General features: G+C 50.0%; 12 protein-coding genes. 8 read left to right on the top strand and 4 right to left on the bottom strand.

Annotated elements, in window-relative coordinates:
- Nucleotides 1-34: 34 nt before the first annotated feature.
- A complete protein-coding gene (locus tag L0Y31_RS14105; RefSeq protein WP_234733718.1) occupies nucleotides 35-1120 on the bottom strand; it encodes a DNA/RNA non-specific endonuclease in 1086 nt (361 codons plus the stop codon).
- Nucleotides 1121-1182: 62 nt separating this feature from the next.
- Here L0Y31_RS14105 and L0Y31_RS14100 point away from each other — a divergent pair, with 62 nt between their 5' ends.
- The 3 genes from L0Y31_RS14100 (at nucleotide 1183) to L0Y31_RS14090 (ending at nucleotide 5820) form a co-directional block, all read left to right on the top strand.
- Nucleotides 1183-2427 carry a BaiN/RdsA family NAD(P)/FAD-dependent oxidoreductase gene (locus L0Y31_RS14100; RefSeq protein WP_234733717.1) on the top strand — a complete coding sequence of 415 codons (1245 nt, stop codon included), beginning with the start codon at nucleotides 1183-1185 and terminating at the stop codon, nucleotides 2425-2427.
- A 58-nt stretch (nucleotides 2428-2485) separates the two neighbouring features.
- On the top strand, nucleotides 2486-3301 hold the full coding sequence (locus tag L0Y31_RS14095) for a purine-nucleoside phosphorylase (protein WP_234733716.1): 816 nt from the start codon (nucleotides 2486-2488) through the stop codon (nucleotides 3299-3301).
- 83 nt (nucleotides 3302-3384) lie between these two features.
- Nucleotides 3385-5820: a gliding motility-associated C-terminal domain-containing protein gene (locus L0Y31_RS14090; protein ID WP_234733715.1), complete on the top strand. Its 2436-nt coding sequence runs from the start codon at nucleotides 3385-3387 to the stop codon at nucleotides 5818-5820.
- 73 nt (nucleotides 5821-5893) lie between these two features.
- Here the strand turns inward: L0Y31_RS14090 and L0Y31_RS14085 are convergent, their stop codons facing one another.
- The 3 genes from L0Y31_RS14085 to L0Y31_RS14075 all read right to left on the bottom strand — a co-directional run bounded on the left by L0Y31_RS14085 (nucleotide 5894) and on the right by L0Y31_RS14075 (nucleotide 8686).
- Nucleotides 5894-7186: a T9SS type A sorting domain-containing protein gene (locus tag L0Y31_RS14085; protein ID WP_234733714.1), complete on the bottom strand. Its 1293-nt coding sequence runs from the start codon at nucleotides 7184-7186 to the stop codon at nucleotides 5894-5896.
- Between the two features lie 278 nt (nucleotides 7187-7464).
- Nucleotides 7465-8310, bottom strand: a complete 846-nt coding sequence (locus tag L0Y31_RS14080; protein WP_234733713.1) for a sugar phosphate isomerase/epimerase family protein — start codon at nucleotides 8308-8310, stop codon at nucleotides 7465-7467.
- A gap of 52 nt (nucleotides 8311-8362) precedes the next feature.
- A complete protein-coding gene (locus L0Y31_RS14075; RefSeq protein ID WP_234733712.1) occupies nucleotides 8363-8686 on the bottom strand; it encodes a tetratricopeptide repeat protein in 324 nt (107 codons plus the stop codon).
- 159 nt (nucleotides 8687-8845) lie between these two features.
- Between L0Y31_RS14075 and L0Y31_RS14070 the strand changes: the two genes are divergently transcribed.
- The 5 genes from L0Y31_RS14070 (at nucleotide 8846) to L0Y31_RS14050 (ending at nucleotide 13859) form a co-directional block, all read left to right on the top strand.
- Nucleotides 8846-9583, top strand: a complete 738-nt coding sequence (locus tag L0Y31_RS14070; protein ID WP_234733711.1) for an electron transfer flavoprotein subunit beta/FixA family protein — start codon at nucleotides 8846-8848, stop codon at nucleotides 9581-9583.
- Between the two features lie 72 nt (nucleotides 9584-9655).
- Nucleotides 9656-10624 carry an electron transfer flavoprotein subunit alpha/FixB family protein gene (locus L0Y31_RS14065; RefSeq protein WP_234733710.1) on the top strand — a complete coding sequence of 323 codons (969 nt, stop codon included), beginning with the start codon at nucleotides 9656-9658 and terminating at the stop codon, nucleotides 10622-10624.
- Nucleotides 10625-10764: 140 nt separating this feature from the next.
- A complete protein-coding gene (locus L0Y31_RS14060; RefSeq protein WP_234733709.1) occupies nucleotides 10765-11358 on the top strand; it encodes a bifunctional nuclease family protein in 594 nt (197 codons plus the stop codon).
- 91 nt (nucleotides 11359-11449) lie between these two features.
- On the top strand, nucleotides 11450-12826 hold the full coding sequence (locus tag L0Y31_RS14055; protein ID WP_234733708.1) for a serine hydrolase domain-containing protein: 1377 nt from the start codon (nucleotides 11450-11452) through the stop codon (nucleotides 12824-12826).
- A 154-nt stretch (nucleotides 12827-12980) separates the two neighbouring features.
- Nucleotides 12981-13859, top strand: a complete 879-nt coding sequence (locus tag L0Y31_RS14050) for a cell division protein FtsX (RefSeq protein WP_234733707.1) — start codon at nucleotides 12981-12983, stop codon at nucleotides 13857-13859.
- The last annotated feature ends 2 nt before the right edge of the window (nucleotides 13860-13861 follow it).

Here is a 13861-nt window from a genome sequence, read left to right as displayed (position 1 = left end):
GCTGAGCCTTTTCGTGTTTTATTTTGGGTAATACTTACAGACTAAACCACTGGCTGACAACCTCCCTTGGCCGGGCACTTTCCAGCTTTTTTTCCAGATCGTCGGGAATTTTGGGGAAGAAATCAATGCCGGTCATGCGCTCCACCTCATCGACGGTGACCACAAATTGCTTCAATGAACTTTCCGAACCTTTGTTGGGCAAAAGAAGCGCGATCATACGGATATCTGGATTGTTGCAGTAAAGAATTACCTTATAAAAATGACCCGGCACCGCCACCTGGTTTTTCGTACCAATGGTCGGTAAACCGCGCTTCAAGACGGGTCCCGTCACGACGTAAAGCCCTTTATCACGCACCGCCCAAGTCCGAACCTGGTCTTCCAGTTGTTGCCAGATGCCCCGGTTGAATTCTGGAACCTGCGGGCTGATGTTGCTCATAAAAAAAGACTCTCTCATCAGCCGCTGCGAAAATTTGAAGTCGCCTGCGGGGGCCAGGTGACCCCGGTCGTACCCCGAACGCGTGTAATCAGACGGCAAAGCGGTGCCGCCTGCCACGAGCGGATCGGGCCGAAATTGCTCGTTTTTCCGATCAGCATCGCCAAAAAGCTCGTTTTCCAACAAAGGATAGGCTACCCAATCGGCCTGTTTATACGCTTCCTGAAAGCGTAGCGTGTAGCCTTCGTGCCGAATAATCTCATCGGATGACTTAAAGGCGGGAAGAATGAAATCAACCTCTTTCTCAAAGGCAAACCGCGGGCCGGGCGGCGTCTTTGTTCTTTTCTTTCCTTTGGCGCGTTTATTGGCCGAAGCCTCGCCAGCCGTGGATTCCGAGTTGTCGGCAGTAGCAACGTCTTCATCGGGCTCCGGTGCCTTGTAGGGGTTATCTGCGGTCCGATCGGCTGGCGACGTTCGAATGCCAACCAGCCCTTTCAGGTCGTTCCAGAAAGCCACGACGGGTTTGGTTTTTCCGCCGTAATGCAGAAAAAGACCAATCATAAAGAAAATCAGCAGCAATATAATCGTATTGCCCCGGAGCCGTAACCCATTCCGGGAATAACCATTCCGGAATGATCCCCGGCGTGAATATTTGCGATTTGATCGAAAAAAAGAATTGAAGAACATAATGCGGACAAAACTACAGGAATATTACGAACTAATGAACGGTTTTGCGCTGTTGGCCTACTATGTCAGGTCTGAAAATAGTTGTCATTGGTGGTGGAGCAGCCGGTTTTTTCGGTGCCATTGCCGCCGCCGAAACATTCCCGAACGCCACGGTAACCATTCTTGAAAAAAACAATTCGGTACTAAACAAAGTCCGTATTTCGGGAGGTGGCCGTTGCAATGTAACCCACGCGTGCTTCGATCACCGAAAATTGGTTAAAAACTACCCACGCGGCGAGTCTTTTCTACGGCCCCTGCTCAAACGCTTCGACGCCTCAGCCACCGTCGCGTGGTTTGAAAAACGCGGCGTGCCTCTAAAAACCGAAGCCGACGGACGGATGTTTCCGGTCACGGATTCTTCCGAAACCATCATTAACTGCCTGTTGCGCGAAACCGAACGGCTGGGCATTTCCATTCGTACGCGCTGCGGGGTTGCGTCCCTCACTCCCACTGAAAACGGCTGGGAGCTCGTCTTGTTTAATGATGGTTCCAACACGGGTTCGGTTTTGCAGGCCGACCGGTTACTACTGGCCGTGGGCGGCTACCCACAAACGCCCTCTTACCGCTGGATTCCTGGCCTTGATCACGCAGAAACGCTGATGGCTCCGGTTCCTTCCCTGTTTACGTTTAATACGCCGGGCAATCCGCTGCTGGCGCTGGCGGGGGTTTCCGTCTCAGATGCGCTGGTGAAGATTCCGACCTTCAAACACGAATACCGGGGGCCTGTCCTGGTGACGCACTGGGGCTTTAGCGGGCCTGCCGTTTTGAAGCTGTCGGCCTGGGCCGCCCGTGAGCTGGCCAACTGTCAGTATAAGTTTGAGTGCCGCATCAACTGGATTCCTTTGCTGAATGAAACCCAAATTCGCGAGCAGATTCAGGCGTTTCGGCAGGCGCACCCCAAAAAACAAGTCGCCTCACAAGCCCTTTTTAGCCTGCCCAACCGGCTCTGGACGGCTCTGGCTACCGAAGCAGGCATTGACGAAGGTGTCCGGTGGGGCGAGTTTCCGGCCAAAGTGCAGAACCGTTTGATTAATCTATTAACCAATAGCTCATTTCAGGTATCTGGCAAAAGCACCTTTAAAGAAGAGTTTGTAACTTGTGGGGGGGTCGCTCTTTCCGCCATTCACCCCGAAACGCTAGAAAGTCGGCAGCACAAAGGGCTTTTTTTCGCGGGCGAAGTGCTGGACGTGGATGGCATTACGGGCGGTTTCAACTTTCAGAATGCCTGGACAACGGGTTATGTCGCGGGTCAGCAAATTGGGCTGTAACGCTTCGTAGTCAACGTTTCTGTTCAACTTATAACGGACGTAGGTTCGTACTTACTTTATGCTCAAACAAATACAGGAAGTCGCTCAATTTATTCGGGCTTTTAATACGCCATTGCCCACCGTCGGTATTATTCTCGGCACGGGTTTAGGCGCTTTGGTCAATGAGGTTACTATTGAGGTTGAAATTCCCTACGAAACCATTCCGCATTTTCCGGTATCAACGGTTGAATCGCATTCCGGTCGTTTGATTTTGGGAACGCTTGCCGGTAAATCTGTCCTCATTATGCAGGGGCGTTTTCATTATTACGAAGGTTATTCCATGCAGCAGGTTACGTTTCCGGTTCGGGTTATGAAGTGGCTGGGTATTCAGACGCTGCTCGTATCGAATGCCGCCGGGGGGTTGAATCCGGCTTTTTCCGTTAGCGACCTGATGATTATCAACGATCACATTAGTTTGCTGCTGCCAGAAAACCCGCTGCGAGGCCAGCTTCCCGCCGAATTTGGCGACCGTTTCCCCGACATGAGCGATCCATACAGCCCCGACCTCATCGAAAAAGCGCTCACCATTGCCGACGAACTTGCGTTACCGCTTCAGCAAGGTGTTTACGTTAGTGTTACCGGCCCGCAGTTGGAAACCCGGTCAGAATACCGACTCCTTCGCCAGTGGGGAGCCGATGCGGTGGGAATGTCTACCGTCCCGGAAGTAATCACTGCGCACCAGATGGGCATGCAGGTATTTGGCTGTTCCGTCATTACGGACCTATGTATTCCTGAAACGCTGGAAAAAGCAAGCTTGCCCAAAATTCTGGCCGCTGCCGCTGTGGCCGAACCAAAGCTAACTGCGCTGATAAAAAGGCTAGTGGGCCGGTTGTGAAGTATTTCGTTTATATTTAACTTAAAGTTACCATATTGCAAATTCAAATGCTTTAGATATGCTTTTTACTCTACTAGTTGACGATGCTATTTCTTTTCTCCGACCATCAATCGCTTCCGCCTTCTAAGCACATAAACCCGACCAAAAAAGTGGCCTGGTCGGGTAAAGCAACTTTATTTCTGCTTTTTCTTACCTTCTCTTCCTGGCCTGCTTTTGCCAGACACATCATTGGCGGGAGCATCAGCATGATCGCTGATCCCAGTGTGCAAGGCCGCTTTACCCTCAACCTTTACCAGTATTGGGATGATCAAACTACGGAGGCAGGCTCCCAGGACCCCAACGCTACCCTCCTGATTTATAGCAAAAATGGAAATGTCTTAGTTGAGACGATCACCTTACCCTTGCTGGCAAAAACGGGAGTTAGTTATGGCAATACGGCCTGCGCGCAGACTCTCTCCCTGCGTACCACGCAAGCCCGCTACTCGGCAACCCGCACCTTCGACTGGCGTACCTACAACGATCCACAGGGCTACTACATCGTTTGGGAACGCTGCTGTCGGAATAATAATGTCTCCAACATTGCCAATCCGGTTAACGTAGGCATGGTTTTTTACCTGGAATTTCCGCCGATGAACGTAAACGGCAATTTCCGTCTTAATTCCACGCCGTCCTACATCATCCCCAACGGCGAATACATTTGCATCAACAAGCCCTTTACCATGCCCATGCAGGCTACCGATGCCGATGGGGATGAGCTCCGGTACTCGCTGGTTACGCCCATGCGCGGTTATACTAGTGATCGGCAGGTAAATGGCCAGTCGCTTTCCTACACGTCTTATCCACTGGTTCAGTGGGGTACGGGTTATTCCCTGCAACAGATTATTCCCGGCAATCCCGCACTCACGATCAATCAGCAGACGGGTCAAATAAGCGTCACGGCCAATCAGCAGGGCTTATTTTTGTTTACCATTTTGTGCGAAGAATACCGGAATGGCCAACGCATTGGTGCCGTTCGCCTGGATTTCCAATTACCCGTAGTGGATTGCCCATTAACGAACCCACCGCCCGCCGTTGTTTCCAACAAAGGTCAGAAAGTGAGTCAGATGCAATTTTGCCAGGGCATGAAGGATACGTTGCATACCGAAAGTGCCGCCGACTGGAATTTGCAGTGGCAACGGGATGGCATCAATATTCCCAATGAAACCAAACCTTATCTGGTCACTTCTGAAGCCGGAGTCTATACGGTTCGGAAAAGTGCCGCCCGCACCTGCGGACGCGATACGGTCTCCGAAAAGGTCACGGTTACGGTATTGCCCAGTCCCGACGCAAGCATCACCGCGGCTCCGTCCGGCACCATTTGCGCTGGCAACAGTGTCACGCTTTCGACAACGCTGGGAAATGGCTACCAATACGAATGGACCAAAGACGGGGTTGCGATGGCCAATGCCAATACGGGCTCTGTATCGGTTAAAGAGCAGGGCGTTTATGCCGTGAGTGTTAATTCTCAGGCCAGTAGCTGTAAAGGCACCGCCTCCCAGCGCGTTGAGGTGAAGCCTTTACCAACTGTCACCTTAACGCCCAATTCGCTGTCGGTCTGCGCTGGCGAAACGGCTACTCTTGAAGCCAAAGGGACCGGTGGCGTTTCCTATATTTGGTATTTTAATGGAAATATCCTCACGGCCAAAGACGCCAACTTGAACACGACGCAGGCGGGGATTTACCAGGTTCGGGTGACCGATGCCGTTGGCTGCACCAACCTGTCTACCGTGGCGATTGTGAGCCAAACGGCGGCTCCGACCATTCGGTGGGATTCGATCAATCCGATCTGTCTGGAGGCGCCTGCCTTTGCTCTGGCAGCAGCACCGGGAGGTGGCATCTACACGGGTATGGGCATCGATGGTGCTCAATTTGACCCCAAGAAAGCTGGTGTTGGGATTCATACGGTTACGTACAAAACGGCAGCGGTGGGCAACTGCTCCGCTAGTATCACTAAACGAGTCGAAGTACTGGCTCCTCCCCAGTTGCAGGCCAAGACGCACTACCGCATTTTGCAAGGCAGTGGACGAAGCGTTACTTTAGAAGCTTCAGCTACCCCTACGCCGGTTACTTATACGTGGTCGCCGCCAACTGGTCTGGACAATCCAAATCAGCAGAATCCGAAAGCGTTACCGACCGAAACGACTACCTATCAAGTAGTTGCTACAACGCCCGAGGGGTGCCAGGCTTCGGCGCTGGTCACTGTTGAGCTGAGCAGTATGTTGTTTATTCCCGATGCTTTCAGCCCTAATGCGGATGGCGTCAATGACACGTGGATGATTGAAAACATGACGGCTAATCCAACGTATGAGGTCCTGATTTACAACCGCTGGGGTTCACTTGTCTATCTATCGCAAGGGTACCAAACGCCCTGGGATGGCACCTACGAAGGCCAGCCAGCGCCCGCAGGTGGTTACCCGTACCTGATTCGGGATAGCGACAAAAATGTCGTTTACCGGGGGCAAGTTTTCCTCGTTCGCTAATCAATACAACCCAACAAAAAAGCCGAGACTAGTAGCCTCGGCTTTTTTGTTGGGTTGCACCCAGTTCACTTCGTTACTTTCCGACCAGAACCTTAACCGGGCTTACTTTTACGTTGCCTGTCTCGTTCAGACGAATAAAGTATTGACCGCCAGCAAGCGTTGACACATCGATAGAAACCTCGTTGCGGTCCTGCGTCAGTTTAACATCGCGGCTCAGTACAATGCGGCCTTGTCCGTCTATTAATTGCAGATTAGCCTGTTTCAAATTCAGATCGCGCCGACGGAGAATTCTTACATTAAGTTCCGAAGATGACGGATTGGGGAATACGTTGACTTCAACCGCCAGATCAGGATCGATATAAGCTGAGCGTATTTGGCTTAGAGAATATTTACCATCCACATCGAATTGTCTGAGGCGGTAGTAGTTGGTTATGCCTTTAGGTGCTTCGTGGATAAAGCTGTAGTTACGCAATTCCGCAGCACTCGTGTTTCCGGCTCCTTTTACGCTACCGACAGTCTCAAACGACAAGCCATCCTGTGAGTGCTGCACTTCGAAGTGACTGTTTCCCTTCTCGTCTGCTGTTTGCCAGAACAAATCTACTTTTCCTTCACGAGTTCTTGCCTCGAATTGCTTGAGGTTAACAGGAAGAGCCGAAGCTGAAGCAAAGGCGTAGTATACATTGTAACTTTCAGCAGCACCAACGCCTATTGTTGCTCCAGCCGTAAACGTAATATCAATTCTATTCCAGGGTAAAGTTGGCGTTATAGCCAAACGGTATTTATTAGTTGCTCCACCAATTAAACCTGCGGATAATAAATTTCCTCCATTGCCAAACGTTTGCTGCAAAGTTTCCCCCAAATAAGTCCGAATCTGAACGCGAGATCCTAATACAGATACATCAGCAAGGCTTGTATTCGTACTAACTACGTATCCGGCTTGTTGCCCATTTGCCGGAAAAGGACTAGCTAGATTTGAACGTACCGAAACATTTGCCGCCCCTGTGAGGGGAGCGTTTATATCTGGTAATGGAAATGGTAGATCTACGGATATCCCTACTCCTAATGTCACATTAACAACAGCGGCGTCACTTATATCTGAATTAGTGATATTCCCTGTGTTGAGCGCACTTGAAAGATTTAAGTCAATATTAGGAATAGGTATACCAAGGCCTTGTAGAGTGTTAATAGCTGTTTGGACAAGAGCTGTAACAACTGTCGCATTATTAAAAGATGCGCTTGCTCCCGGAACTGCTGGCTGAACAATCGGAGCATCCTGCCCATATGCCGTCCCGGCGAAAACGGTTCCGCACCAGAGTAAAGTGTGGAACGATAGCCTCTTGAGCTTGGTAGAGATTGTGTTACTCATAATGGTGCTTTTTATGTGTTGATAGACAGAAAGATGCAATTATTCACCAATCTTATGCAATAAGTAACAATTTGTCAATCAAAATGTTGAGCTAGAAACACTCAAAAGCTGTTAAACCTGCATATGTAACTGAAATTCAATTACATATGCAGGTTTAAATTTTCCATTAAATCCCCTGTTTTTACCTAACGGTGAACTATATAGTTGTACTTTTTCTTAGAACATTTCAAGACCCTACAGATGCCTCACCCTATAGATAGACCATAGTTTCCAGACAGCTAAATCGTCTTTAGATACGCAATACTCTGCGGCACCTGCTGCTCAGCAGACGAACTTTCATCTTCGATGTAAAAAAATTCAATGGAAGACTTCCGCGCTGCTTTCAAAACGGCAGGCAGATTGATCTGCCCGGTGCCTAGAGCAACGTCGTTGTCGGGGGGCGTGCCGCCGGAAAGGTTACCCTCCACGCCTTTTTTCAGGTCTTTCAGGTGCATCAGCTTAAACCGCTTAGGATATTTTTTGAGCAGGGCCGCCGGATCCTGGCCCGGAAAAAACACCCACAGAATATCCATTTCGTAACTTACATACTCCGGCTTGGTTTCTTTCATCAACACATCAAACAAGGTACCCTTCTCGTGCGGCTGAAACTCATATCCGTGGTTGTGGTACACAAACGTCAAGCCACTGTTGTGCAGCTGCTCGCCAAACTTGTTGAAATCAGCGGCAGCTTTTTGAATACCTGCCAGATCCATAGCGCCTTTGTGCGGAATCCAGGCCACCCGCACGTACTTCGCGCCCAGCGCTTTGGCATTCTGAATCACGGTTTCCATCTTGTTCGCCAGATCGTCGTAATTAACGCCGTAGCTGGTGCAGCGCATTCCCCGCTCATCGAGCCAGGTTCGGATTTCGCTCGCCTGTTTTCCAAACAGGTTAGACATTTCCATATTCGTGACGCCCATTGCTTTGATTTTGTCGAGCGTACCGGGTACATCTTTAGCAAACTGGTTACGAAAAGTATACGAAACCATTCCTGGTGTTTCTTTCAGCGTTTTACTGAACGATTGGGCAAAAGCAGTTCCATAGTACACAAAGAGACAGACTAGTAAGGGGATAATGCGTTTCATGAACGATTAGGTTTGGTAAGTAAATGGGTTTAAAACCGAGTTTTGGATAAGCTCAAAGATCGTCATCCTGAAACATCCGGTACGCGCGGGTCAGCTCATCAACTGTTTTCTGGTTACCCGCCGAACGCGCCAACTCTATGCCCCGCTGGTAGAGAATATCGGCTTTAGGCCGGTCATCCAGGTCGGCGTAGAGAGCCGCCGCGTGGTAGTACGTGGGCAGATAGTCCGGATGTCTGTCGAGCAATTGTTCAAAATAATGCAACGCCTGGCCCGGTTGCGCAGTCAGGTATTCCATAGCCAGGGCGTAAACATTGAAAGGATCGTCCGGTTCTTCCTGAACGAACGCTAGTAATTGCTGAATTCGTTGGTTATTCATAAAATAAAATTAGTATGCTTGCATACGGATTATTTGTAACTTTGTATTTTAGCCGCGAAAAATTGTCTTTAACGGTTCTGAAGGATGACTTCGCTCTTCGTCAAGTTAATAAATAAGGATAGCGATCAGAATCATAAGGACAACTAAACCACAAACAACATGAAAATTTTAGTATGTGTAACGAGCGTGCCCGACACGACGACTAAAATCACGTTCACCGACAATAATACCAAATTAAACAAAGCAGGCGTTCAGTTTATCACGGGGCCTTACGATGACTATGCGTTGTCGCGGGCGGTTGAACTCAAAGAACAGACGGGTGGCACCGTTACCGTTCTGAACGTAGGCGAAGCGGATGCTGAGCCTGTTATCCGCAAATGCCTGGCTATCGGCGCCGACGACGCCATCCGCGTCAACGCCGACCCCACCGATGCGTATTTTGTTGCCGAACAAATTGCCGCTATTGCCAAAGAAAACCAGTACGACCTAATCATGATGGGCCGCGAGACGATTGACTACAACGGCGGTCAGGTTCACGGCATTGTTGGCGAAATGCTCGGCATTCCGTCCATTTCTCCCGTTATGAAGCTGGCCATCAGCGGAAATACTGCCCAGATTACCCGCGAAATTGAAGGCGGAAAAGAAGAACTGGAAGCCAACCTGCCGCTGGTGCTGGGTTGTCAGGAACCCATTGCCGACTGGAAAATCCCGAACATGCGCGGCATCATGTCCGCTCGGACAAAGCCTCTGAAAGTAGTGGAGCCAACAGGTACCGACAAGCTTACGCAGGTAGCCAGCTACGAACTCCCTGCCCCGCGCGGAGCCTGTAAAATGATTCCTGCCGACGAAGCAGAAACACTCATTAAACTACTGCGGACCGAAGCTAAAGTGCTGTGATTTGCGTCTGCATTCGCCATGAATTGTTCAGACCAGTCATCTGGCACCACACAACCTTAAAATAATAAAACTATGTCAGTCTTAGTTTTTGTAGAACTTGATGAAGGAACGCTGAAAGCTTCCTCGCTCGAAGCAGTCTATTACGGCTCTAAAGTGGCCGAAAAATTAAATACATCCGTTACGGCCATTGCGCTTGGCGAAGCCAGCCAAGATGCCCTGGCGCAAGCGGGTCGGTTTGGCGCTCAGAAGGTACTTCACGCCAGCAATGCCCAACTCAACGAAGGCAACACGGTGGCCTACGCCAGCGCCGTGGCCGAAGCGGCCAATCAGGAAGGTTCAACGGTGATCGTTCTAGCCAAATCCTCATTGGGCGACGCCATGGCCGCCCGTCTGGCCGGAAAATTGAAAGCAGGTTTAGCTGCCAATGTGATCGACTTGCCCGATCTGTCGAATGGCTTCCGGGTTAAGCGGAGCATTTACACGGGTAAAGCTTTCGCCTACACGGAGTTAACCGCCGACAAGAAAATTCTGGCGATCAAAAAAAATACGCTCACGCCCGAAGAAAGCGACGCCACGGCACCGGTCGAAACATTCCAGCCTACGCTGAACGAAGCGGATTTTGGCACCATTAAGGTGACCAACGTGGAAAAAGCCACGGGTGATGTGTTGCTGCCGGAAGCGGATCTAGTGGTTTCTGCCGGACGCGGTTTGAAAGGACCAGAAAACTGGGGCATTGTCGAAGATTTGGCCCAAGCTCTTGGCGCGGCCACGGCCTGCTCGAAGCCGGTTTCGGACCTCGACTGGCGCCCGCACCACGAACACGTGGGGCAAACCGGCATTAAGGTTAGTCCTAATCTTTACATTGCCTGTGGCATTTCAGGAGCTATTCAACATCTGGCCGGCGTAAACTCTTCTAAGGTAATTGTAGTTATCAACAAAGACCCGGAAGCACCGTTCTTTAAATCGGCGGATTACGGCATTGTCGGCGATGTTTTCGATGTGCTACCCCGATTGACAAAAGCGGTGAAAGAAGGGGTTTAAGGTAATTAGGTAAGGTTTAACGCCATTTTGGGTCGTTAGGGAGTATAAATTTGCGGGTTTTCTGGATATATCTATCTTTAAACCTTAAACTTCAAGCCCTTAAACGTTAAACCTTACCTGCTCTTTACTAAATTTGCCTCGTGGAGAAGATCAAATTAGAAATATTAGGTTTATCACCCAGTCAGTCGCAATCGGGTTCGTTTGCGTTAGTATTAGGGGAAGAATATGGTAACCGCCGGTTGCCCATCATCATCGGCATGTTTGAAGCGCAAGCGATTGCCATCGAAATTGAAAAAATAGTGCCCAATAGGCCGATGACGCACGACTTGTTTAAGTCGTTTGCTGAAAAATTTGGTTTCACCGTGCGGGAAATCGTTATTTCAGACCTGCGTGAAGGCATTTTCTTCGCGCGCATTGTCTGCACCGATGGAACGCGTGAAACCGTGGTTGACGCCCGGCCTTCAGATGCCATCGCCATTGGCATTCGATTTAGCGTTCCAATTTATACGTACGAAGCCATTCTTTCGGAAGCCGGAATTACCGCCAGTGCTGCTGATGAAGTGGATGACCCGGAAGAATTGGTTTCGCAGTCGATTCGCTCAACCCGCTCGTTGTCGGAACAGTTGAAAGACATGACCCACGACGAATTGCAGAAAATGCTGGACGAAGCGCTGGCTAAAGAAGAATACGAAAAAGCTGCCAAAATTCGGGACGAGATGAGCCGCCGGAATTAAATCATAGACACTCCAAGACAAAGCCCCGAATCCGGGGCTTTTTTCATTCCCGTCTTTCCCTTAATTTGTGTCGCTTTAATCAGGCTCGACCATGCACAAATTTGTACCTACCCTTTATTTTTCCCTGCTAACAGGATTCGTTTTTGCTCAGACCAGGCCAGCACCAGCCAGCCAGGTCACGGTTTCCAAACCCGCCGTTGCTCCGGCAGCCGCCCCTGCTGCGCGCGGCACCCTCGTTGAAGCCCCGCCACAAACGGTGGGTTTTAGCCCGGACCGCCTCCAGCGCATTGACCGCTTTCTGCAGGAATACGCCGATAGAAAACAAATTCCCGGGGCGGTGGCTTTAATTGCCCGGCGTGGCCAGATTGTTTACTACAAAGGCATCGGTCTGGACGACGCTCAAGCCAACAAACCACTCAAGCGTGACGCCATCTTTCGGATTGCCTCGCAGACAAAAGCAATTACGAGTGTAGCCATCATGATGCTGTACGAAGAAGGCAAGCTGCTGCTCGACGACCCAATTTCGCGCTACATTCCCGAGTTTCGCACTACTAAAGTACTGGGCCGGTTCAACCCAAAAGATACAACGTTTACCACGGTTCCCGCCAAAGCTCAAATAAGCATTCGCCATCTATTGACGCATACTTCTGGCATCGGCTATCCGATTCCGGGAATTGGTTCGCGGGAAGCCCTGTCGATTTACGCAAAATACCGCGTTCCCAACGGCATCGGTACGCCTAACGCCAACATGGCGGGCGTTGTGAAAACACTGGCTCAGCTTCCGCTGCTCCACCAGCCCGGCGAACGCTTTACTTATGGGCTCAGCACAGACGTGTTGGGTTATCTGGTTGAAATTATCTCGGGCCAAAAACTGGATCAATTTCTGCAAAGTCGCCTTTTTGAGCCGCTGGGCATGAAAGACACCTATTTTTACCTGCCTGCCGACAAAGCCGAGCGCCTGACTGTGCTACATACCGAAGACTCCACCCGCGCTTACCGTCGGATGCCCGTGCGTGGCGGCAGCAATCCCGACTACTATAAAAGCACAGGCACCTTTCTGTCGGGCGGCTCCGGACTGTGTTCCACGGCTTTCGATTACGCCATTTTCCTGCAAATGCTCCTCAACGGCGGAAACTACAACGGCAAGCAGATTCTAAGCCCTTCTTCGGTGCGGATGATGACCAGCAACCAGATTGGAGGAATTAGTCTGGCCAATTATAAATTTGGACTCGGATTCTCGCTGGCCACCGAACTGTCAGCCATCCTGCAACCGGCCTCCGTTGGTACGTTTGGCTGGTCCGGGATTCTGGGAACCAATTACTGGGCCGATCCCAAGGAGGAACTGGTTATTCTGCTGATGACGCAGAAATACCCCAATAGCTTTAGCGATATCGACGAGAAATTTCAATCGCTGGTTTATCAGGCCTTGATCGACCCCACCTCCCCCCCTTTTCAGGCGAATCGATAATTTATTCTTAAATTTTCCTAAAAGAGCAGCTCTATAATCGGTATTAACGGTACGGTTTGGTCAAAATGCCTATTTTTGCACCTGATGTAGGCAGGTTTGGCAGCGAAATAGCTTAATTATCACCTATATTGGCACATTAGCGGTACTGTTCAGGATGGCATCAAAGAAGAAAGTGGGTTCGTATCCGAGTGGGATGATTCTTTTCAGCCTAACCTCGGCTTTGTTTTTGATTGGTTTTTGCGGCCTGCTGGCGCTTCAGTCGAAAAGGCTGGTGCAGTATATTAAAGAAAATAACGAAGTGCGGGTTTTCTTAGATAAAGACCTCAACGAAAGCAAGTTACAGACTTTACAGGGCAAGTTGAACCAAAAGCCTTACGTGCTTTACAATGGCTCGGCTCCGGCCATTACGTTTGTTAGCAAAGATGAAGCCGCCAAAGAATTTATTGCCGAAACCAAAGAAAACTTCAACGACTTTTTGTCTGAGAATCCGCTCCGCGATAGCTACCGGATTAAACTGCGGGAAGACTACTTTGAAGAAGCTAAATTACAGGGTGTAAAAGACGATCTGGAAGAAGTAGACGGCGTTTTTGAGGTAATTTACCAGGAAAACATCGTCGACGAGATCAACCGGAATTTGACAAAAGTATACATCGTGCTTTCGTGCTTTGCCGTTATTTTGCTGTTCATTATTGTTGTGCTCATGAACAACACCATCCGGCTGGCGCTTTATTCGCAGCGGTTGCTGATTCGGAGTATGCAGCTGGTCGGTGCGACGAATGCGTTTATTCAAAAGCCTTTTCTGTGGCGCGGCATTGTGCAGGGCTTCATTGCGGGCGTTATTGCGGTGGTTCTGATTGCCCTCTTGCAGCAACTGGCTAACCAGAATATCGAAGGTTGGGCTATGTTGCAGGAGTTCGATAAGCTGGGTATGCTCATGGCTGGCTTGCTGGTGTTGGGTATGATCATTGGTCTGGTCAGTACATTCCAGGCGGTGCATCGTTACCTGCGCCTGTCGCTGGATGAATTATATTGAAT

This window comes from Tellurirhabdus bombi (assembly GCF_021484805.1).
Lineage (GTDB): Bacteria > Bacteroidota > Bacteroidia > Cytophagales > Spirosomataceae > Tellurirhabdus > Tellurirhabdus bombi.
The sequence above is the reverse complement of the archived record's forward strand: the minus strand, read 5'-3'. Positions and strand labels throughout refer to the sequence as shown.